The 20,304-nt window shown below is 50.3% G+C and carries 21 protein-coding genes and 1 tRNA gene; 9 read left to right on the forward strand and 13 right to left on the reverse strand.

Going from position 1 to position 20,304, the window contains the following annotated elements:
* The first annotated feature begins 1 nt into the window (after position 1).
* Both EOE65_RS17625 and EOE65_RS17630 read left to right on the forward strand, forming a co-directional pair.
* On the forward strand, positions 2 to 1,057 hold the full coding sequence (locus EOE65_RS17625; protein ID WP_127696231.1) for an ABC transporter permease: 1,056 nt from the start codon (positions 2 to 4) through the stop codon (positions 1,055 to 1,057).
* The gene (locus EOE65_RS17630) at positions 1,054 to 2,646 is read left to right on the forward strand and encodes an ABC transporter ATP-binding protein (RefSeq protein ID WP_127696191.1); all 1,593 of its coding nucleotides are present in this window, start codon (positions 1,054 to 1,056) and stop codon (positions 2,644 to 2,646) included. The genes EOE65_RS17625 and EOE65_RS17630 overlap by 4 nt, the downstream gene beginning before the upstream one ends.
* On the opposite strand, the gene EOE65_RS17635 is transcribed toward EOE65_RS17630, so the two are convergent.
* Complete coding sequence (locus EOE65_RS17635; RefSeq protein WP_127696193.1) at positions 2,643 to 3,548, reverse strand: hypothetical protein; 906 nt, start codon at positions 3,546 to 3,548, stop codon at positions 2,643 to 2,645. The genes EOE65_RS17630 and EOE65_RS17635 overlap by 4 nt on opposite strands.
* A 305-nt stretch (positions 3,549 to 3,853) precedes the next feature.
* On the opposite strand from EOE65_RS17635, the gene EOE65_RS17640 reads away from it, so the two are divergent.
* The 3 genes from EOE65_RS17640 (at position 3,854) to EOE65_RS17650 (ending at position 7,155) form a co-directional block, all read left to right on the forward strand.
* Positions 3,854 to 4,774: a LysR family transcriptional regulator gene (locus tag EOE65_RS17640; RefSeq protein WP_127696195.1), complete on the forward strand. Its 921-nt coding sequence runs from the start codon at positions 3,854 to 3,856 to the stop codon at positions 4,772 to 4,774.
* A gap of 345 nt (positions 4,775 to 5,119) precedes the next feature.
* A complete protein-coding gene (locus EOE65_RS17645) occupies positions 5,120 to 6,106 on the forward strand; it encodes a DUF1852 domain-containing protein (protein ID WP_127696197.1) in 987 nt (328 codons plus the stop codon).
* Between the two features lie 20 nt (positions 6,107 to 6,126).
* Positions 6,127 to 7,155 carry a methionine synthase gene (locus tag EOE65_RS17650; protein ID WP_127696199.1) on the forward strand — a complete coding sequence of 343 codons (1,029 nt, stop codon included), beginning with the start codon at positions 6,127 to 6,129 and terminating at the stop codon, positions 7,153 to 7,155.
* A gap of 103 nt (positions 7,156 to 7,258) precedes the next feature.
* Here EOE65_RS17650 and EOE65_RS17655 read toward each other — a convergent pair whose 3' ends face one another.
* On the reverse strand, positions 7,259 to 8,152 hold the full coding sequence (locus EOE65_RS17655; RefSeq protein WP_127696201.1) for a LysR family transcriptional regulator: 894 nt from the start codon (positions 8,150 to 8,152) through the stop codon (positions 7,259 to 7,261).
* 102 nt (positions 8,153 to 8,254) lie between these two features.
* On the opposite strand from EOE65_RS17655, the gene EOE65_RS17660 reads away from it, so the two are divergent.
* On the forward strand, positions 8,255 to 8,851 hold the full coding sequence (locus tag EOE65_RS17660) for an FMN-dependent NADH-azoreductase (RefSeq protein WP_127696203.1): 597 nt from the start codon (positions 8,255 to 8,257) through the stop codon (positions 8,849 to 8,851).
* 131 nt (positions 8,852 to 8,982) lie between these two features.
* Complete coding sequence (locus tag EOE65_RS17665) at positions 8,983 to 10,275, forward strand: sensor domain-containing diguanylate cyclase (protein WP_127696205.1); 1,293 nt, start codon at positions 8,983 to 8,985, stop codon at positions 10,273 to 10,275.
* Here EOE65_RS17665 and EOE65_RS17670 read toward each other — a convergent pair whose 3' ends face one another.
* The 5 genes from EOE65_RS17670 to EOE65_RS17690 all read right to left on the reverse strand — a co-directional run bounded on the left by EOE65_RS17670 (position 10,276) and on the right by EOE65_RS17690 (position 14,688).
* On the reverse strand, positions 10,276 to 10,941 hold the full coding sequence (locus tag EOE65_RS17670; protein ID WP_127696207.1) for a trimeric intracellular cation channel family protein: 666 nt from the start codon (positions 10,939 to 10,941) through the stop codon (positions 10,276 to 10,278). It abuts the gene before it with no gap.
* Between the two features lie 19 nt (positions 10,942 to 10,960).
* Positions 10,961 to 11,476: a crossover junction endodeoxyribonuclease RuvC gene (gene ruvC, locus EOE65_RS17675; RefSeq protein WP_127696209.1), complete on the reverse strand. Its 516-nt coding sequence runs from the start codon at positions 11,474 to 11,476 to the stop codon at positions 10,961 to 10,963.
* A gap of 80 nt (positions 11,477 to 11,556) precedes the next feature.
* A complete protein-coding gene (locus EOE65_RS17680; RefSeq protein WP_127696211.1) occupies positions 11,557 to 12,294 on the reverse strand; it encodes a YebC/PmpR family DNA-binding transcriptional regulator in 738 nt (245 codons plus the stop codon).
* A 55-nt stretch (positions 12,295 to 12,349) separates the two neighbouring features.
* Positions 12,350 to 14,116, reverse strand: coding sequence for an aspartate--tRNA ligase (gene aspS / locus EOE65_RS17685; RefSeq protein ID WP_127696213.1), 1,767 nt, complete (start codon positions 14,114 to 14,116; stop codon positions 12,350 to 12,352).
* 128 nt (positions 14,117 to 14,244) lie between these two features.
* A complete protein-coding gene (locus EOE65_RS17690) occupies positions 14,245 to 14,688 on the reverse strand; it encodes an HIT domain-containing protein (RefSeq protein WP_127696215.1) in 444 nt (147 codons plus the stop codon).
* 43 nt (positions 14,689 to 14,731) lie between these two features.
* On the opposite strand from EOE65_RS17690, the gene EOE65_RS17695 reads away from it, so the two are divergent.
* Positions 14,732 to 15,868 carry a GNAT family N-acetyltransferase gene (locus EOE65_RS17695; protein ID WP_127696217.1) on the forward strand — a complete coding sequence of 379 codons (1,137 nt, stop codon included), beginning with the start codon at positions 14,732 to 14,734 and terminating at the stop codon, positions 15,866 to 15,868.
* Positions 15,869 to 15,874: 6 nt separating this feature from the next.
* On the opposite strand, the gene EOE65_RS17700 is transcribed toward EOE65_RS17695, so the two are convergent.
* The 5 genes from EOE65_RS17700 to EOE65_RS17720 all read right to left on the reverse strand — a co-directional run bounded on the left by EOE65_RS17700 (position 15,875) and on the right by EOE65_RS17720 (position 18,610).
* Positions 15,875 to 15,948 (reverse strand) — tRNA-Cys (locus EOE65_RS17700).
* Between the two features lie 116 nt (positions 15,949 to 16,064).
* Positions 16,065 to 16,445 (reverse strand): hypothetical protein, encoded by a 381-nt coding sequence (locus EOE65_RS17705; RefSeq protein ID WP_127696219.1) that lies wholly within the window; start codon positions 16,443 to 16,445, stop codon positions 16,065 to 16,067.
* 57 nt (positions 16,446 to 16,502) lie between these two features.
* A complete protein-coding gene (locus EOE65_RS17710; protein WP_127696221.1) occupies positions 16,503 to 17,084 on the reverse strand; it encodes a transglutaminase-like domain-containing protein in 582 nt (193 codons plus the stop codon).
* 45 nt (positions 17,085 to 17,129) lie between these two features.
* The gene (locus tag EOE65_RS17715; protein WP_127696223.1) at positions 17,130 to 17,762 is read right to left on the reverse strand and encodes a LysE family translocator; all 633 of its coding nucleotides are present in this window, start codon (positions 17,760 to 17,762) and stop codon (positions 17,130 to 17,132) included.
* Between the two features lie 44 nt (positions 17,763 to 17,806).
* A complete protein-coding gene (locus EOE65_RS17720; RefSeq protein ID WP_127696225.1) occupies positions 17,807 to 18,610 on the reverse strand; it encodes an AraC family transcriptional regulator in 804 nt (267 codons plus the stop codon).
* A 116-nt stretch (positions 18,611 to 18,726) separates the two neighbouring features.
* Here EOE65_RS17720 and EOE65_RS17725 point away from each other — a divergent pair, with 116 nt between their 5' ends.
* Entirely contained in the window at positions 18,727 to 19,548 is an 822-nt protein-coding gene (locus tag EOE65_RS17725; RefSeq protein WP_127696227.1) for a sulfite exporter TauE/SafE family protein, read from the forward strand.
* Positions 19,549 to 19,594: 46 nt separating this feature from the next.
* Here the strand turns inward: EOE65_RS17725 and EOE65_RS17730 are convergent, their stop codons facing one another.
* Positions 19,595 to 20,131, reverse strand: a complete 537-nt coding sequence (locus EOE65_RS17730) for a hypothetical protein (protein ID WP_127696229.1) — start codon at positions 20,129 to 20,131, stop codon at positions 19,595 to 19,597.
* Between the last annotated feature and the right edge of the window lie 173 nt (positions 20,132 to 20,304).

Genomic DNA, 20,304 nt, shown 5'->3' on the forward strand with positions numbered 1-20,304 from the left:
GATGACCTCATTAAGCGTATCGACTCAGAAAAAGCTTAGCCCCATCAACCAGCGTCGCGTTGCAAACTTTGTTGCCAACCGACGTGGTTATTGGTCGCTATGGATCTTCTTAGCGTTGTTTCTTTTAAGCCTGTGCGCAGAGCTGATCGCAAATGATCGACCACTGCTTATTAAGCTCAATGGTGAGCTGTTCTTTCCCGTCGCTACCGACTACCTAGAGACGGACTTCGGCGGCGAATTTGAAGCACTTGCTGACTATCGCGACCCTTACATTCAGGAGCTTATTGCAGACGAAGGCGGCTGGATGCTGTGGCCGCCGATCCGTTACAACCACCAAACCATCAATTATGATCTGCCGGTGCCCGCGCCCTCCCCTCCGACGTCCGAGAACTGGCTAGGTACGGATGATCAAGGCCGAGACGTGGTCGCACGGGTTATTTACGGATTCCGTATATCCATACTCTTCGCGCTCGTCCTAACGATCGCGAGCAGCATCATTGGCGTGATCGCTGGCGCCGTGCAGGGCTACTACGGAGGTAAAGTCGACCTCTACTTCCAACGCTTTATCGAGGTGTGGTCTGGCTTACCGGTGCTCTTTCTATTGATCATTCTGGCGAGCTTCGTTGAGCCAAATTTTTGGTGGCTGCTCGGCATTATGCTGTTGTTCTCTTGGATGACCCTTGTGGATGTGGTGCGGGCTGAGTTTCTGCGCGGTCGTAACCTAGAGTACGTTCGCGCCGCTAGAGCGCTGGGCGTGGGTAACCGGCAGATTATGTTCCGCCATATCCTGCCTAATGCGATGGTCGCCACGCTCACCTTTGTACCTTTTGTATTTAACGGTGCCATCGTAACACTCACCGCGTTGGATTTTCTGGGCTTCGGCTTACCGCCAGGCTCCGCGTCACTTGGCGAGCTCATCGCTCAAGGTAAGAACAACCTCCACGCGCCGTGGCTCGGGCTCACTGCCTTCGTGGTACTGTCTGTGATGCTAACTCTTCTCATCTTTATTGGCGAAGCGGTTCGCGATGCCTTTGATCCTAGGAAAAGCGTGATATGAGCCAACCCATACTAACGGTAGATAACTTGAGTGTGCGCTTTGGTGAAGGCAGCGCTGCGGTGGATGCTGTAAAGTCCGTTAGCTTTTCATTGGAGCGCGGCAAAACGCTGGCGATTGTAGGCGAGTCTGGATCGGGTAAATCGGTTACAGCACTTTCCATCATGCGTCTGCTCGCCTACCCAAAAGCCAGCCATCCGAGCGGCGCTATCCACTTTAACGGGAACGATGTGCTGGCGATGGATGAGCAAGCGCTGCGCGAGCTGCGTGGCAACCAAGTCAGTATGATTTTCCAAGAGCCGATGACCTCGCTGAACCCTTTGCACACCATCGAGAAGCAGATCGGCGAGAGCCTCTGGCTGCACAAACAACTCACCGGCAGCGCTGCCCGTGAGCGCATCATCGAGTTGTTAAACTTGGTTGGTATTCGCGAGCCGGAGAAGCGCTTAAAAAGCTATCCCCATGAGTTATCAGGTGGCCAACGGCAGCGCGTCATGATCGCCATGGCGCTGGCTAACGAGCCGCAACTCCTCATTGCCGATGAGCCGACAACGGCACTCGACGTGACTGTCGAGAAGCAGATTTTAGACCTACTCGACTCGCTGCAGCAAAAGCTCGGGATGGCTATTTTGCTCATCACCCATGACCTCAACATTGTGCGCCATCACGCAGATTACGTGTGCGCCATGTACCGTGGCGAGCTCGTTGAGCATGGTGCAACAGATGCCCTATTCTCTGCGCCACAACATCCCTACACGCAGCAACTGCTGGCAGCAGAGCCAAATGGCACTCCAGCCCCGCTTGAGTCCGGTGCACAAGAGATCGTTAGCGCTGAGAATTTGCGCGTTTGGTTTCCAACCCGAAAAAGCTTTTTCGGGAAACCACTAGAGTATCTAAAAGCGGTGGATGATATCGCTCTGCAACTTAAAGCTGGCGAGACGTTGGGCATTGTTGGGGAATCAGGTTCCGGCAAAACCACGATGGGAATGGCGATCCTGCGGCTTATCAGTAGCCAAGGTGATATTTTCTTCCAGCAACAACGCATCGATAACCTGCCACAACGCCACATCACTCCCCTGCGCCGCGAACTGCAGGTCGTTTTTCAAGACCCGTACGGAAGCCTAAGCCCGCGCATGTCAGTGGGCGAGTGCCTCGCAGAAGGTTTGGAAGTTCACGGCATTGGTGATGCACAAGCGCGCATTCAACTGATCGAGAAAGCACTTGAAGAGGTTGGGTTAGAGCCAGAGATGCGGCACCGCTACCCCCATGAGTTTTCGGGTGGACAGAGACAACGTATCTCAATTGCCAGAGCATTGATTTTAAAGCCTAAAGTCATCGTATTAGATGAGCCAACCTCGGCGCTGGATCGCACTGTTCAGGTCCAAATTGTCGACCTACTGCGCAATATTCAACGCAAATACAAGATCAGCTATATTTTCATCAGCCATGACTTGGCCGTAGTGAAAGCGATGAGCCACCGCGTGATGGTGGTTAAGAAAGGGAAGATTGTTGAAGAGAACAGCACCGATGCACTGTTCTCTTCACCGCAAACCGAATATACCCAAACGCTGCTCAATGCGGCATTCAGTTAAGCACGGCCTAGACGCAATCTGAATAGTAATAACAGCAGGCCAAGACCGAACAGTACCAATGTGCCCGGTGTCGGGATCTCTGTACCATCGGCAGCATCGGCAGGGTCGCGTGCCCAAAATGAAATGTGCGAGTAACCCTGAGCATTGTTGTTATTCGGGTTTTGGAAGTCATCCATATTCCAATTGCCCGTAAAAGTGTAGGCGGTGGCGAAGTTGAAGCCACCGCCAATGGCTGGCGCAAGGTCGATAAAGTCGAAGTCGTAAATACTTACAGCGGTCGATGACTTGAACACAAAGGCCAGATGGTCAAACGAGTTCGGCCCCAAGATCGCTTGTACGGCCGCAATCGCAGCGGGATCAACGGCAAGGTTCCACGTTCCCCCTTTACAATCATTTGGCGGCCCCAAATTACACACCAACGAAACATCCAGCACGCTCGCCAGATCAAGGGTATCTAGGAAGGAATACCGAGTGCCGCTATCGGCATCAATCTCAGCCAGATGGATCCAACCCGGGTCGTCAAAGATGCCATCGCCGCTCAACGCTTGAAGCTCAGTACTGTCGATAAAGGTTAATGGATCTAGGCCGTCTTCGGTTCTTGGGCCCGTTTTTACCGGTTCACCGTTCAGGAAGCCGTCTTCTAGTTCACCGATATTGGGGTCAGGGTTATTCGCTGGCCCATCATTAATACCTTGAAAAAGCCCCGCACAAGATGTCGCGCTCAAGCTACCGCTATATATGGGGGTACCCGAGCTGGTTTCTGATATGCCGGTAATTGATACTGAGTCGGTGGTACAGCCCCCGTCTCCCATCAAATACGCGGATGCTTTGGAAGGAAAAAGAAATACCGCACAGACAGCAAATAACAGTGTCAGGTATCCACTATATGTATGTGCTCTCATAGGATTGGCCCTCTTGAAAAGCAACATCCATGTTTACCTAAACGTTACAAGAGAGTCAGCATAACTCGTGCCAAAATATAAACGTATGATTTAAATAACACTTTTTTACATTGCAGCGCAGCAATGTAAAATTTTCCGACACTTTTTCAACATTGATACATAATATCTAGTACAAACCCGCCAAGTAACGCCGCCTTGCTTTCCTACCCCTCTATAAAGCTCTAGCGTAAGAACCGAGGGGCGCTAGCACTTAAAAATTGGATGGTATATCTTCGTTAGCCGATTAATTTTCTGCATGAATAGCAATGATTGAACGTATACACCTCAAAGTTATCCTCTCGGTCGAAGTCTACGGCTCAATGACAGCCGCTGCGCGCGAGCTATGTGTGACTCAGTCAGCTCTTAGCCACACCATGCGTAAACTAGAGGAGAATATTGGTACTGAGATTTGGCGGCGTGAAGGCAGAAGTTTAAAACTAACACCAGCCGGGAAATACTTGTTAAACATCGCTAATCGCGTTCTTCCGCTGTTAGATCATGCCGAAGATAAAGTTAAACAAATTTCATTAGGCAAGAAGGGGACGCTACGCGTCGGTATGGAGTGTCACCCTTGTTATCAATGGCTCTTGAATATTGTGTCTCCTTTTTTGCGAAGTTGGCCCGATGTCGATGTCGACGTAAAACAAAAGTTCAAGTTCGGTGGCGTCGGTGCATTGTTGGATTATGAGATTGACCTTCTTGTCACGCCTGATCCATTTTACAAAAGCGGCTTAACTTTCGAGCCGGTGTTTGATTATGAACAGGTTTTAGTTGTAGCGGACAGTCATACTCTGGCCTCCCGTCCATACGTACAAGCTGAGGACTTGCGTGATCAGGTACTGCTGACCTACCCCGTTGAGACAGACCGACTAGATATCTATAGCAAGTTCTTAACGCCCGCAGGTGTTGTTCCTAAACACCACAAAACAATAGAGACAACAGAAATACTGCTGCAAATGGTAGCCTGTGAACGCGGCGTAGCAGCCCTACCCCGCTGGTTATGCGAAGAATATAGCTCAAAGCTCCCTATTTCAGTTGTTCAGTTGGGAGCGTATGGCCTACCGAAACAAATTTTCCTAGGAACCCGTGAAAGCGATACTGATATTGAGTACCTCTCGGCATTTGTAGAAACTGCCAAAAGTATTCAGGCCCCTGTACTGAAAACTCCCCTTAAAAAACCTGATTGAGCTAGCGGGCTGGCTAAGGTTTTCCGAGGTTACGCCAAACTGCCCACATCTATGTCACCTTCAACACGGTCGCGTTCGCGCCGACCTCAATAGCTAGCGTTCCCCGCTCACCTCCCCAACTCAATCCATTTGATCCAAATTTCTCACCACAAAAACATGAACAAATACGATCGATTAATGAAAATGTATCATTTTTATTCATCTAAAAATCTGCGTATAAATGCTCTCAGTCTTAAATATTTCAATATCTTGGCGGCTTGCTCATAGCTCTTCCGACTAACGAACCGCTAGAAGGCCGCAGCAAAGAAAAGCAAGCGCCAAGCCGAAATCAGGATAACAGGTCAAATGAATCAGAGTTTTAAGTATATCGTTAAACGAATAGCTTTTGATGAAAACTACCAACCATCAGATCGAACGCGTCTGACAACTAACTTTGCTAACTTAGCCCGTGGTGATCAGCGCCATGACAACCTGTGCAAAGCGATCAAGATGATCAACAGCCGCTTCAACACTCTCGCGACATGGGACAATCCTAATAATGATCGCTACTCAGTCGACCTTGAAATCATCCATGTTGATGTTGACGTAGAAGGTAATGGACAGAGCTTCCCTACCATTGAGGTCTTAAAAACCTACATCGTTGATAATAAAACCAATCAACGTATCGAGGGTATTGTGGGGAATAACTTCTCGTCTTATATCCGCGACTACGACTTTAGCGTGCTACTGCTGGAGCATAATCAAGATAAAGATCAATTTAGTGTTCCCAACAACTATGGTGAGCTCCATGGAAACATGTTCAAAGACTTCCTGAAATCAGATACTTACACACAAAATTTCAGCAAATTACCGGTCATATGCTTAAGTGTCTCGAACAATAAAACATACTATCGAACTGCTAATCGGCACCCAGTATTGGGTACAGAATACCTGCCAAACGAGCCTTCGCTGACAGAGCAGTACTTTAAAAAGATGGGTATGGATGTGCGTTACTTCATGCCTCCGAATAGTGTCGCCCCTTATGCTTTTTATTTTTGTGGAGATTTACTAAACGACTACACCAACCTAGAACTGATTAGCACCCTCAGTACCATGGAGACATTTCAAAAGATCTACCGCCCAGAGATCTACAATGCTAATGCATCCGCCGGTGAAGTTTACAGGCCGAGCCTGAAGCACCGCGATTTTTCACTGACACAGATTGATTATGATCGTGAGGAGCGCAGCCGATTGGCTATCGAGCAAGGTAAGTGGGCCGAAGAGAATTTTATCAAACCATATGGCGAAGTTCTTAACACTTGGTCAGCTAATTACTCATCAAATCCAGCCTAACCGATAGAGCAAAAGACATTATGAAAACACTACTACCAACATCCACTGCGGGCAGTTTACCAAAACCTTCTTGGCTGGCTGAACCGGAGAGGCTCTGGTCCCCTTGGAGGCTGGATGGCATTGAACTCGTTGCAGGAAAACAAGACGCTCTAAGAGTCGCACTCCAAGAACAACGCAGCGCAGGTTTAGATATCGTCAGCGATGGCGAACAAACCCGCCAGCACTTTGTAACCACGTTTATCGAATCCCTAAGCGGGGTTGATTTCGAAAAACGCGAAACAGTCAGAATCCGCAATCGCTACGACGCCAGTGTACCCACGGTTGTAGGACCTGTAAGTCGACAAAAATCTGTGTTTGTTGATGACGCCAAGTTTATGCGCCAACAAACCGATCAACCAATAAAATGGGCATTGCCTGGCCCGATGACGATGGTTGATACACTGTATGACGATTACTACAAAAATCGGAACACCCTCGCATGGGAATTTGCAAAAGCTCTGAATGAGGAAGCAAGAGAGCTGGAAGCCGCTGGCGTGGATATCATCCAGTTTGACGAGCCAGCATTTAACGTTTTCTTTGAAGAGGTTAACGAATGGGGAATCGCGTGTTTAGAAAGAGCGATCGAGGGACTGAAGTGCGAGACCGCAGTACATATTTGTTACGGCTATGGCATCAAAGCGAATACAGACTGGAAGAAAACACTTGGAACTGAGTGGCGTCAGTATGAGGAAACATTTCCCTCACTGCAAAAATCCAACATAGACATTATCTCTCTCGAATGCCACAACGGCCGAGTACCTTTTGAGGTCCTTGAACTGGTACGCGGCAAAAAAGTGATGGTTGGCGCAATTGACGTAGCAACAGACACGATTGAAACACCCGAAGAGGTTGCCGCAACGCTGCGCCATGCGCTCAAATATGTTGACGCAGATAAGCTTTACCCCTGCACTAACTGTGGTATGGCGCCACTCTCCCGAGAGCTGGCGCGCGGAAAAATGAGGGCACTTTCTGAAGGAGCAGAGATCGTGCGAAAAGAGCTCACAGCCTAGAAGAATCGCGCCACATCTAGTAGAGGGATCAAGACAAGAAAGCACGGTTACTCAGACACATGTCGCTTGCTGTCAGAACTAATGCACAGTACTTGATCCCCAGCTATTCAGCGCCCAGTCTTTGACCATAGGCCTGCAACAACTTCGCCAACTGCACCACTCCAGGCCCTGCTCGGTCGGCGTCCACCACCACGAGATAAAGCGTGACATTTCGCTGCCCACCGGTTGCCAATGGCAAGCGCTTTAAGACACCTTGCTTTAGCTGGGTGCGCATCCGTGTTGTTGGAATCCAAGCAAAACCAATGCCTCTACAGACCGCATCAACAGAGGCCTGAAAGTTAGATACAGTGACCCGCTGGCGGGCCTGTAGCCACCCAGCATCCACATCCTGCTTTCCCGAATCTCTGACAACGAGTTGACGATGTAGCCGCAGATCTTGATAGCTAAGGTCGCGCCCTAGTTGGTGTAACGGATGACTTGGCGCAGCCACCAACTGGAAATCGACGGTGACAAGCGGGTCTGCGACGTACCCCGGAGGCAGCCGCGCAGTAATAACGATATCCGCCTGCTTTTGCAGCAGTGCCTCATCGGTACCGCTCAAAATGGCCTCACGCCACTCAATGCGGGTCAGCGGATGGTTCTGCGCAAACTGCTCAATAACATCCAGCATCAGCTCGCTGGGTACCAGCGCGTCCGCTGCAACACTGACGCTTGGCTCCCATCCTTTTGAAAACTGTTTAGCTAACCCTTCAACTTGCAGTGCATCTTCTACCAGAACTTTAGCGCGGCCATAAAGCTGTTTACCCATCGGCGTGAGTGCGGCGCGGCGCCCTTGTAGCTCAAATACCCTCACAGAGAGCGCTGTCTCCAGCTTTTGGATCGCATAGCTGATCGATGACTGGCTTTTGTCGAGATGCTCAGCCGCTGAGGCATATCCATGGCACTCAACCACAGCGATTAGCGCCTGCCACTGCTCCAACGTCACTTCAATTTTCATATCTATTTTCTTGATCAAATTAATCGAATTATAGCTATTTATTATCCATTAAATAAATATAAAACTATCACCATTGATCTCACAAATCAGGCGGAACACACCATGAAAACACTACTCCATATCCAAACCAGTATTTTTGGCAATGATGGCCAGTCTAACCAAATTGCACAAAGCTATATCCAGAAATGGCAAGCTGACAACCCAACGGGTGCCGTCGTCGAGCGCGACTTAATCAGCCAGCCCCTTCCCCATATGGATTTAGCCATTGCCACCGCGCTACGCGCGCCCGCAGACCAACGAACAGCTGCCGATGAGCAAGTCATTGATCTATCAGACACGTTGATTGCAGAGCTCAAACAAGCCGACGCTATTGTGCTGGGCGTTCCGATGTACAACTTTTCGATTCCCACACAGCTAAAAGCGTATTTTGATCTGCTAGCGCGTGCAGGAGAGACGTTCCGCTACACCGAAAATGGCCCCGTTGGTCTCATTGAGAGCAAGCCTGTATTACTCATTACAACGCGCGGTGGCATGTACAAAGACACCGCATCAGACCACCAGATACCTTTTGTTCAACAGTTCTTAGGCTTTATCGGGTTAACGGATACGCGCGTGATCTATGCCGAGGGTTTAGCCATGGGCGATGTCGGTGAAGATTCACTGAAAACCGCGCACGATTTAGCGAAAAACTTGGCTTAGTCACTAACGCGATAGCTGTTGGAGTGAGCTTTAGCAGCTATCGTTTTGTATCAAATCTATCTCTTAGATGTCGCCCTTTTAGAACAGCTGCTAAAATAGAGGTATCCACCTATTAGAACGAAGTAAGCTGAATGACTGACTCCCTCTCCACCCATGGCTTTTTTCGACAGCTCTTTTCGTCCTCAAGCGACGCGATTTATGTGATCGACCCTGCCACATCTAAAGTGCTCGAAGCTAATGCTGCAGCCTGCAAAACGCTCTACATGGAGCGTGATGAAGTGGTTAATCATAGTGTTTTAAGCCTAAATAAAGACGTGGTTGGCTTTGAGCAGTGGCGTTTGATCAGCCAGGCGATCAAAGAGCAAGGGCAGTTTCGGTTTGTAGGACGCCACAAACGTAAAGATGGCAGCGACTTCCCTGTTGAGGTGATCAGTGACTTTTTCTCGCACGAAGGGAAAGACTACATCGTCTCTATCGCCCGCGACATCAGTGCGCGCAACGCCCACGATACAAAAGTCAGCGATGATGACTACATCCGTACCTTTGTTCTAAACGAGGCTAGCGATGGTTTGTGGGACTGGAATGCCCAAGATAACAGCTTATTCTTGAGCCGCCAGTGGTACCGTATGCTGGGCTATGGGCCTGATGAGGTCACAAACCCAACACTCAATACGTGGAAAGATGCTGTCCATCCCGAAGACTTAGAGCAAGTCATTAGCTTGCTTCAGAGCCACCTTGAGGGAAACGCCTCCCGCTACGAGGCCAAATATCGGCTGCGCAACCGCCAAGGCGACTATATCTGGGTGCATGATCGCGGCATGGTTGTTGAACGCGACGAGAACGATGCACCACTCAGAGTCGTAGGTATGGTACTTGATGTTACCGAAAGTCAGTTGCTAGCAGAAAAGCTTCTGGAGCACTCACGCTATGATGACCTCACTAAGCTCTATAATCGTAAAACAGGCTACGAGCTGTTTGAGAAGTACCTTCAGATCAGTGAGCATCAGCCCACCGAAATCCAGATTATCATGCTCGATATTGACCGTTTTAAAGAGCTCAACGACACCTTCGGACACGTAACCGGCGACCACGCGATTCAGCACTTCACTGAGACGATGCAAAGCGTTACACGCAAAACCGATATCCTATGCCGCTGGGGTGGCGAAGAGTTCTTACTGCTCTGCCCCGGCAGTACAAAAACTGCCGCGGTCAAGATGGTGAACCGAATATTGAGTGAGTTCAGCCAAACACCTTTCACAACCGATGAGGGGATTGAGTTGCACCTGAGTGCAAGCGCAGGCGTGAGCAGCTACCCTGAGGACGGCCACTCCATTCGCGGGCTTGTTAAGGCAGCCGATACGGCAATGTACAAAGCGAAATCCCTTGGGCGCAACCGTGTTTGCACCCAAGAAGATCTCAGCTAATTACTGCTTAGGGTTACGAGCTTCATCGTTGGGCTCAAGGCGGTGGCCTGCCACAACAAACTCTGGCAAGTTGAGGTCGCCAAACACGGCGGCTAAACGCGTTGCAAAGATGATCAGCATCGAGATAACCGCCAAGATTTGCTGGTCAATCAAGCCGTAGAACGCCACATAAAATATCGCGCCCAGCATGGCACATGTTGCATAAAGCTCACCATCACGGTGCAAAATGAGCGGGATTTGCCCCGTCAGCACATCGCGAATCATACCCCCGGCGGCTCCGGTGATACAGGCCATCATGACCACAATGGTTGGACTAGCGTCTAGCATCAGGGCTTTTTCAGCGCCTAAAATCGCAAAGAGCGCTAGCCCAGCAGCATCAAGGATTAGCATCAACCGCCTTGGATACTGGAAATATCGGCACAGCAAAAAAGCCGCTACCGCAGACCAGATGGCCGTCCAGAGATAGGTGGTGTTAACAACCCAGCCTAATGGGTAGGAATCAAGTGTAATATCCCGAATCGTACCGCCGCCTAAAGAGGTGACAATCGCCAACACCACCACCCCTAACGTGTCCATCCGCTTTCCTTGTGCCGCTAGCGCTCCTGTAATCGCGAATACAGAAACACCAATTAGCTCAGCGATATAGATAAACTCATCATACGCCACGTATGCTACTCCTCAGCGATCAACGCCAACGTCCGCGGCGGCTACCTGTAGTACCCGCCAACTTCACTAAACCAACCCGTGTATGGGCATGACATAACGCAATTGCCAGCGCATCTGCCGCATCTGCTTGCGGTATTCCGGGCAACTTCAGGATATGGGACACCATATGCTGCACTTGTGTTTTATCAGCCGAGCCTTTGCCGACAACCGCTTGCTTAACGGCTCGGGCCGCATATTCGTATACAGGCAACGATTGCTGACTTGCCGCCACAATCGCCACACCACGCGCCTGTCCAAGCTTCAATGCAGAATCTGCATTACGCGCCATAAAGACCTGCTCGATCGCCACCTCTTGCGGTGAGTACTGACGTATGACCTCGGAAATACCCGAGAAAACCTGATCGAGCCGTTCCGGCAATGCATCACCTTTAACTCGGATGCAGCCACTGGCAACGTACTCATTTTTTGCACCCACAGAGTTAATAACGCCGAAACCGGTGATACGGGAGCCTGGGTCAATGCCGAGAATCAGCATGTATCTGCTTGTCCTTACTTTAGACAAAAAACAAAAAGCCGGGCTAAAACCCGGCTTTCTCTTAACAACAACGGAGGGGTTTATGCCTCGTAGGCCTCCGGAGGAATCTCTGCATTATGATAAACATTTTGCGAATCATCTAGATCCTCCAAAACATCAATCAACTTGAGGATCTTCTGGGCTGTTTCAACATCCAGTTCAACTGATGTTGAAGGCACCATATCGACCTCAGCATGCGCAGGTTCAAGGCCCGCATCCAACAACCCTTGTTTCACATCCATGAAAGATTGTGGTTCAGTAAGGACTTCAACAGAGCCATCTTCGTGTGCCACCACATCATCTGCACCCACCTCTAACGCCACTTCCATCACGGCATCTTCATCCGCATCCGTGAAAGTGATGCGGCCCTTCTTATCAAACAAGTAAGCCACCGAGCCATTCGTGCCCAAGTTGCCGCCATGTTTATTAAAAGCCGCTCGCACCGCAGCCACGGTACGGTTGACGTTATCGGTCATACACTCAACGAGGATCGCAACACCACTTACGCCGTAACCTTCGTAGGTTAGCTCATCGTAGTTCTCACCTTCACCACCACCGGCACCACGAGCAATCGCCTTGTCGATGGTGTCACGCTTCATGTTTGCACCGAGTGCTTTATCAACCGCTGCGCGCAAACGTGGGTTATCGTCGGGATTACCGCCACCCTCTTTTGCTGCAACCACCAGCTCTCGAATCAACTTGGTGAAGATTTTGCCGCGTTTAGCGTCCTGCGCTGCTTTGCGGTGTTTTATATTGGCCCACTTAGAATGACCTGCCATAAAAACCTCTCCGTCGCAGCGCGCTGCACCCCACGATGCCGCGCGCTGGTATTACTTACTGCTCTTTCTTACGCAACTTGATGTTCAGCTCACGTAGCTGAGCTGCACTCACTTGGCCCGGTGCTTCAGTCATCATGCACGATGCACTCTGCGTTTTCGGGAAAGCGATCACTTCACGAATAGAGTCTGTGCCTGTCATCAGCATGATCAAACGATCCAGACCAAATGCCAAACCACCGTGTGGAGGCGCACCGTATTTCAAGGCGTTCAACAGGAAGCCAAATTTATCATCAGCTTCTTCGTCAGAGATACCCAGAATCTCCAGTACAGTTGCCTGCATCTCTTGGTCGTGAATACGCACAGAACCACCGCCTAGCTCACAACCGTTCAGTACCATATCGTAAGCACGAGACAGCGCTTCAAGCGGGTTAGCTTTCAGCTCAGCAGGTGAACAGCTCGGTGCTGTGAATGGGTGATGCAGCGCCGTTAGGCCACCGTTGTCGGTCTCTTCGAACATTGGGAAGTCGACTACCCACAAAGGCGCCCACTCGCACTGTGCCATATCGAGGTCTTCACCCACTTTGATACGCAGCGCACCCAGTGCTTCAGAAACGATCTTCGCTTTATCTGCGCCGAAGAATACGATATCGCCATTTTGCGCACCTAAACGCTCCATGATCGCCATCGTTACAGCTTCGCCCAAGAACTTGATGATCGGTGACTGCAGGCCTTCGATGCCGTTCTCGATCTCATTGACCTTAATCCACGCAAGACCTTTCGCACCGTAGATGCTAACGAACTTGGTGTAGTCATCGATGTTCTTACGCGTTAGCTGAGCACCGCCTGGTACTTTCAACGCAGTCACACGGCTCTTAGGATCGTTTGCAGGGCCGGCAAACACTTTAAACTCAATCTCTGCCATCAAATCTGCAACATCAACCAGCTCCATTGGGTAACGTAGGTCTGGTTTGTCGGACCCGAAGCGCTGCATCGCTTCAGAGAATGGCATACGTGGGAACTCACCCAGATCGATACCTTTAAGCTCAAGGAACAGCTTACGGATCATATTCTCGGTGATGCCCATGATACCTTCCTCATCCATAAACGAGGTTTCGATATCGATTTGGGTAAACTCAGGCTGACGATCAGCACGTAGGTCTTCATCACGGAAGCACTTAGCCACTTGGTAGTAGCGATCAAAGCCCGCCACCATCAATAGCTGTTTAAACAGCTGCGGCGACTGTGGCAGTGCAAAGAACGCACCTTCGTGCACACGGCTTGGTACCAAGTAGTCACGCGCGCCTTCAGGCGTTGCGCGGTTCAAAATTGGCGTTTCGATATCTAGGAAACCGTTGTCATCGAGGTAGTTACGAATCGCATTCGTCACCTTAGAGCGAAAACGCAGCTTCTCTTGCATCTCTGGACGACGCAGGTCGATATAACGGTGACGCAAACGTACATCTTCGCCAACGTGCTGGTGCTCGTCTAACTGGAACGGTGGTGTTTCAGACTTGTTAAGAATAACGAGGTCTTTACCGAGTACTTCGATCTCACCTGTTGGCATATCTGCATTAACAGTGCCTTCAGGACGATTACGCACCAGACCACGTAGCTCGATAACATATTCGTTACGAACACTATCCGCGAGCGCGAAGCTCTCTTCTCGGTCGGGATCAAACACAACTTGGGTCAGACCTTCACGGTCACGGACGTCCAAAAAGATAACTCCACCGTGGTCACGTCGACGGTGAACCCATCCGCTTAGTGTTACCTCTTCACCAACATGCTCTTTTCGCAGATCGCCGCAATAATGGCTGCGCATAATCTCTTGTTCCTATTGTTTAACCGCGTGCTGAATGAGCCAGCACATAGAATTGGGTATCAAAAATAAAGGCCGAAATTATACCTGAAAGCGTGCTAGAAAACAGGCTTTCGGCCTTGGCAATCGCGTTAAGCTTGGATCAATTGCAGATCGCCGGTTAACATCGTTGCTACTTTTTTACGAATCGCTTCCACCTGTTCTTGCGTATAGGCAACAGGAGGATGAGCACCCCACACAGGGCCGGGCCACGCCGGATCGGATTCTTGACGTGCAACATGGTGTATATGTAGCTGGGAAACGATGTTTCCAAGCGCACCGATATTCATCTTCTTGGCAGCAAAACTATCGGCCATTAGCTCAGCAAGCTCTGCCGACTCATCCATCAACTGTTGCCGATCCTCTTTGGATAGATGGTATATTTCAGTGGCTCCGGCACGGCGCGGAACCAAAATAAACCACGGATATTGAGCATCGTTCATGAGTAATAATCGACATAGCGGAAAATCGCCCAATACAATGCAGTCGTTAGCCAGACGGCTATCGAGTACGAACTCAAGCTCTAATTCATCCATCTTTCACACTCCGATACGTTGATAACCAGACACAGTATACGCTATGGCATACCGACTCGCTCTTGTTCAATCCGTTCACGATATCCCGAAAGATCAATGGGATACCTGCCTAGGTAGCGATTACCCATTCCTGCAATATGCATTTATCGCAGCACTGGAAGACAGCGGCGTTACCCGTGCAGATACCGGCTGGCAGCCTCTTCACATTACCCTCTACGAGGGCGATACGCTGCTTGCGATTGCACCGTCCTACATTAAAACCCACTCCTACGGCGAGTATGTCTTTGACTGGGCATGGGCCGATGCATATCAGCAGCACGGGCTGGACTACTACCCTAAACTGCTCACCGCGGTGCCTTTTTCGCCTGTTACCGGCCCGCGCATACTGACGCAGCAGCCATTGAACGAGATCGTCCCATGGCTTGCCGAGGGCGCCACTGCATTTTGCAAACAGCAAGGCCTTTCATCGTGGCATACGCTGTTTCCAACCCAAGCGGAAGCCGAAGCCCTCTCCGGTGCTGACTTACATATTCGCCTCGGGAGCCAATATCATTGGTTTAACGAAGGCTATAGCCACTTTGACGACTTCTTGGCACGTTTTACGTCACGCAAACGTAAAAGTGTGAAACGCGAGCGGCGCAAAGTTGCTGAACAAGGCGTCACTATTCGCTGCGTTGAGGGTGACCATATCGATAAAACGCTGCTAGACAGCTTTTATCACTGTTACCACCTCACATATTTAAAGCGTGGCCGACAGGGTTATCTCAACAAAGCGTTCTTCGCAAACCTTTTGGAAAACATGGCGGATCAACTCGTCTTGTTTGTAGCAACCTATGATGAGCAAACCGTCGCGTGTGCTTTGTGCTTTAAGGACAGCACCACCCTTTATGGCCGTTATTGGGGCTGTTTAGACAATTTCGATAGCCTGCATTTCGAAACCTGCTATTACACCGGCATCGAGTATTGTATTGAACAAGGCTTACAGCGCTTCGACCCCGGCGCCCAAGGTGAGCACAAAATACAGCGCGGGTTTCAGCCGATTGAAACCTGGTCATCGCACTTTATTGCACATCCGGGGTTTGATGAAGCGGTCGGGAAGTTCGTTGAACAAGAAAAACAGGCGATGAAAGAACAGATAAAGGAGCTCACGACCTGGTTGCCGTTTCGTTGCGAGGACTAAAAATAATGGAGGCGCGAGCCGGAATCGAACCGGCGTACACGGAGTTGCAGTCCGCTGCATAACCACTCTACCATCGCGCCTTAGAAGCCGAATAATCTATCAGAATGACACGGCTCCTGAAAAGAGGTGCGCACTATACCGACAAATACAGGCGCTGACCAGCCTTCCCGTTAAGAAAAATCAACACTTGGGTAGATTAGTCGATACACAGCGTGGGTTCCGCTTTTCCTGAAGACACATAAGTGCGGCAGCCAAAAAGCACAGTGGTGCTGGCGCATTGGCCCGCAACACTCGTTCCAATCTGGGCTCCGGTCTCTTTCGCTAAACAAGCCACTTGGCATTGCTCACTATCGGAGCACATCTTACCCGCATCATGGGCCGTTAAAACACAGGCAGGCTGCTGCAACTTACCGACCTTTCGCCACTCGCCTGCATAAGCGCGGCACTCTTTCTCTGCCTGGATGCTCGCTGCCAGCTCAACTAATGATGTCTGAGCCTGCTGCTTCTGCGGCAAACCGCTGCACGCCGCGAGCAAACCACAGCACACCAACACAAACACGAAATACGGTTGTTTCACCTAGAACCCCTCCACTATGAACAACTTAAAGCTCGGGTAAGTTAACATTACATACTACTAACGAAAACTAAGCAGCGGTACATCAGGCAAGTTTTCAGCTACGGCCTGATAGGTTTCATACCCTGTGAGCCGGTCCACCACCACAGGCAGAGGCGCTGGCCATATCTCGGGTAGATCGGCTTCGCCTTCAGCGGTTGCAGCGTATGCTAACTGTTCTTGTGGCGGGCAAAACGCTGCATTCACACCCGGCTTATCGCCGCGAGCATCCACCCGATACCAACCAAACTCCTGCAGGTATACAGCGTTTAAGCCATGTAAGCAGTATTGCGATGGGGTCACGCTGGTCAAACGCTGATAACACAACCCTGCCGGTATGCCGTTGGCGCGTAAGAGAGCCGCTAAAAGATGACTTTTGGCATAGCAATACCCTGTTCGATGCGCCAAAACATCTGAAGCGCGACAGGTGACCGGGTTCAGTTGGTAATCCCAACTGTGCTTAATCTCATCCTTCACAAACGCAAAGCAGGCGCGCGCAATATCGATAGGCGTGTCCAACCCTTCAGACAGTACCCTTGCTTTAGCCAGCACATCGGGGTGCTGCCAGTCGATATATTGGCTCGACGCTAAATATTCATCCATTTTTGCTATCCCCATCATCATACCTCACCAGCCAGAGGGGCCTGTTTATTGCGTCGCTTTCAGTTGAAATAAGCTTGCGCCCATACCGATAAACAAACCACCACTAATCCGTTGAAACCAAGCCCCCCGGCCACCCGCCAAGAGCCCCTTGGCCCGCTGTGCAAGATAGCCATAGCTGGTAAGCGATACGAATGAGAAGAACATAAAAATCGCAGTCATCACAAAAAATTGCGGCAACACGGCATTAGTGACATCTAAAAACTGAGGGAACAGTGCCGTAAAAAATAGGATCGGCTTCGGATTGGTGGCAGCAACCACAAACCCCTCTTTAAAGGAGGCGGTTAAGCTACGCGCAGGCACGCGACCTGCGCCCTGCTGCAACGTCATGGCTTTACGGCTTGCCAGTAGTTGGCGAACACCCAAGTAGATCAAGTATGAGGCCCCCACCACTTTTACCACCAAGAACAAGGTTGCAGAGGTCATCAAAATAGCGCTTAAGCCACTCATCGCTAAGCTCGATAGCAGCAGCAAACCTAGGATATTCCCTAAAGCAGAGACCATCACAACCTTTACACCATGCATTGCACCGTTATAGATCGCTAAGAAGATCGCCGGGCCCGGGCTAATGACGTAAAAAAAAGCGACCGCCACATACATCAGCAAAAGTTCGTAGTTCATGTCTTCCTCTCACCTGAACAAGATTAGCCCGATAGAATAAAGCATTAGCGCTTATCGATATATACATTTTCAACAGCGAAGTAACGGGCTGGCGGCACGCCCATCAAACGCTTAAACATCGCGATAAAATTACTGGGCGTTGCAAAACCCAGCGCAAACGCCACATCACTAACCGACCTCCCCTGCGCCAACAGCCCGAGCGCATGGTTTAACTGAGCCTGATTACGCCACTGCGCAAAGCTAAGGCCTGTCTCAGCTTGCATTAAACGCCGCAATGAACGGGCAGAAAGCGCACCGAACGCCGCCCACTGCTCCACTGTTTTCGCATGATTTGGCTCGCTTAGCAGCCCTTCTGCAATACGTACTAAACGAGGGTCTTTTGGCATAGGAAGATAGAGCTTTTCCGGTGCTGCGGTGCGAATTTCATCCAGCATCACCGCCATGATATGTTGATCTTCGTTTGTTAGATGCTCCCGGCTCCACGTTGTACTGCGCATGACCAACGCCTCTAATACAGGGTTCAGACTCAATACCCGCGGCTGGTGTGGTAGCACACTGCAAAGCTCGGGATGTAACAGCACCGAATGGCCAACCACCGTGCTGCAAAACAAAACGCTGTGCTGCGCTCCCGGCGGAATCCACCCTGCACGATAAGGCGGCAGAACCCATGTACCGGCCTCTGTCTTGATCTGCACCAATCCGGCTTGAATGCACAGTAGCTGCCCACGAAAATGCTGATGCCAACGATAGGGCTTATCTGCTCTGCTGTTCTGATCAGCCTGCCGAGACCACCGGCATCCAATAAGCGGCGCGCCTGACGTTCTCTCACTGAAATCCCTTACGCTCATGCCTAAGCCCTGCCTTGGCCGTTATTCATTATATTTCGTCCAAACATCATTAAATTACTAGCAGAAAAACACGCTAACGTAACGCCTCTCTTTGATTATGCCGAGGTGTTTTGCCAATGATCGACTTAACTTTCGCACTCTACTACGCCCTACTTGGCGCTGGTGTTGGGTTTATTGCCGGGCTTGTGGGCGTGGGTGGTGGTGGTCTAACCGTACCGGCGTTTACGCTTCTCTTTACCGCACAGGGTATTGCTGACCAAGAGGTGGTACATCTCGCCCTTGGAACATCGATGGCCGCGATGATTTTTACCACCTTTAGCAGCATGCGAGCCCACCAGCGCAAAGGCCATATCAACCGGCCACTTGCCATCAAAATGGTCATTGGAGTCACCGCTGGTACGCTCCTCGCTACCACTATCGCGGCTGAGGTAGACGGCATTTTACTCGCGCTCTTTTTTAGCATCTTTATGCTTTATGTGGCTTTTAAAATGTTTCAATCGAAGCCTGTACAACCCAATGCAAACCTACACTCCACTGCGGGCAATATTGGCGTTGGCGGCGTTATCGGCACCGTTTCAGCATTGGTTTCGGTAAGCGGCGCAGGGATGATTGTTCCCTACCTGATCGGGCAAAATGTTGCGGTGAAACACGCGGTGGGGACATCGGCTGCCATCGGTTTCCCGCTCGCTGTGACTGGGGCGCTCGGTTACCTAATTAATGGCTGGGAGCACACCGCAACTGCAGAGCTGACATTGGGTTACATCTACCTCCCCGCTGTTGTGATTTTCTCGATCACAAGCTACCTCTGTGCACCCATTGGTGTCGCCTGTGCAGCGCACTTGCCCGCCGCTCACTTGAAAAAAGCACTGGGTATTCTCTCTCTATTACTGAGCGTAAAAATGCTGGCACACGTGGCAACGCTTAGCGGGTGGATATAGCAAATTGCGGGGCTCGCCTCACGGCAGAGCCCCTAAAACTGAGGGATTAGTGAGCGTGAGGCTTTAAAGTGAAGGTATCGGTGGTGTAGCGAACACCGTCTCTCACGAATGAGATTTCGGCATCTGTCATAAAGCTTTTACCGGTTAAAAAGCTAGCATCCGCACCAGAATCGCCGGGGAAGATAAAGTAGTTGGTTCCGGTGTCTCGGATATTCCCCTTCCCATCTTCATCTTCGTTACGCAAGGTATTACGCACACGTAAATCAACGGACTTCACCGCTAACCGAGGGAAACTAACATGAATCTCAGAATCGATGGGTAGATCAAGTGGTTGGCTCCCTGCTTTGTCCGTTGTGACCCACAACTCCAGATCACCTTTATCGTCATGCAGCTTAAGCTCGGCAAAGCCGACGCGCTTATTCGCAACCAGTAACGGCACCACAACGCCATCGTGTAAGGTATGGCTGTGCCCGTGATCATACATGCTCTCGTGGGAGACCGTTTGGTTAGCATAATGGTGCGTACACCCGGTAGCCACCGACACAATTGAAAGTAGTAATACTGATGTTTTAAGTTTTAACACAGCTTCCGTTCCCTCTTTGTAAAACAGCACATGAGCCGCTCGAAGCTAAGGATACTACGAACAAGTCAGGTAATTTTGGTCTGACTTGCTCGCACGCCAACAATACTTCAAATGAGCCATTTAGCCCCAGTTTTCTCACTATGATGCTGCTCTGAGCAACTAAAATCCGTCAT

This window comes from Neptunomonas marina (assembly GCF_004005935.1).
Taxonomy (GTDB): domain Bacteria; phylum Pseudomonadota; class Gammaproteobacteria; order Pseudomonadales; family Balneatricaceae; genus Neptunomonas; species Neptunomonas marina.

Bases quoted from the DNA above. Each gene is read 5' to 3' on its own strand.
- EOE65_RS17725 (WP_127696227.1), top strand. From the start codon at position 18,727: ATGATCGACTTAACTTTCGCACTCTACTACGCCCTACTTGGCGCTGGT.
- EOE65_RS17695 (WP_127696217.1), top strand. From the start codon at position 14,732: ATGGCATACCGACTCGCTCTTGTTCAATCCGTTCACGATATCCCGAAA.
- EOE65_RS17710 (WP_127696221.1), bottom strand. From the start codon at position 17,084: ATGGATGAATATTTAGCGTCGAGCCAATATATCGACTGGCAGCACCCC.
- EOE65_RS17630 (WP_127696191.1), top strand. From the start codon at position 1,054: ATGAGCCAACCCATACTAACGGTAGATAACTTGAGTGTGCGCTTTGGT.
- aspS (WP_127696213.1), bottom strand. From the start codon at position 14,116: ATGCGCAGCCATTATTGCGGCGATCTGCGAAAAGAGCATGTTGGTGAA.
- EOE65_RS17640 (WP_127696195.1), top strand. From the start codon at position 3,854: ATGATTGAACGTATACACCTCAAAGTTATCCTCTCGGTCGAAGTCTAC.
- ruvC (WP_127696209.1), bottom strand. From the start codon at position 11,476: ATGCTGATTCTCGGCATTGACCCAGGCTCCCGTATCACCGGTTTCGGC.
- EOE65_RS17690 (WP_127696215.1), bottom strand. From the start codon at position 14,688: ATGGATGAATTAGAGCTTGAGTTCGTACTCGATAGCCGTCTGGCTAAC.
- EOE65_RS17655 (WP_127696201.1), bottom strand. From the start codon at position 8,152: ATGAAAATTGAAGTGACGTTGGAGCAGTGGCAGGCGCTAATCGCTGTG.
- EOE65_RS17715 (WP_127696223.1), bottom strand. From the start codon at position 17,762: ATGAACTACGAACTTTTGCTGATGTATGTGGCGGTCGCTTTTTTTTAC.
- EOE65_RS17625 (WP_127696231.1), top strand. From the start codon at position 2: ATGACCTCATTAAGCGTATCGACTCAGAAAAAGCTTAGCCCCATCAAC.
- EOE65_RS17650 (WP_127696199.1), top strand. From the start codon at position 6,127: ATGAAAACACTACTACCAACATCCACTGCGGGCAGTTTACCAAAACCT.
- EOE65_RS17645 (WP_127696197.1), top strand. From the start codon at position 5,120: ATGAATCAGAGTTTTAAGTATATCGTTAAACGAATAGCTTTTGATGAA.
- EOE65_RS17720 (WP_127696225.1), bottom strand. From the start codon at position 18,610: ATGAGCGTAAGGGATTTCAGTGAGAGAACGTCAGGCGCGCCGCTTATT.
- EOE65_RS17660 (WP_127696203.1), top strand. From the start codon at position 8,255: ATGAAAACACTACTCCATATCCAAACCAGTATTTTTGGCAATGATGGC.
- EOE65_RS17680 (WP_127696211.1), bottom strand. From the start codon at position 12,294: ATGGCAGGTCATTCTAAGTGGGCCAATATAAAACACCGCAAAGCAGCG.
- EOE65_RS17665 (WP_127696205.1), top strand. From the start codon at position 8,983: ATGACTGACTCCCTCTCCACCCATGGCTTTTTTCGACAGCTCTTTTCG.
- EOE65_RS17635 (WP_127696193.1), bottom strand. From the start codon at position 3,548: ATGAGAGCACATACATATAGTGGATACCTGACACTGTTATTTGCTGTC.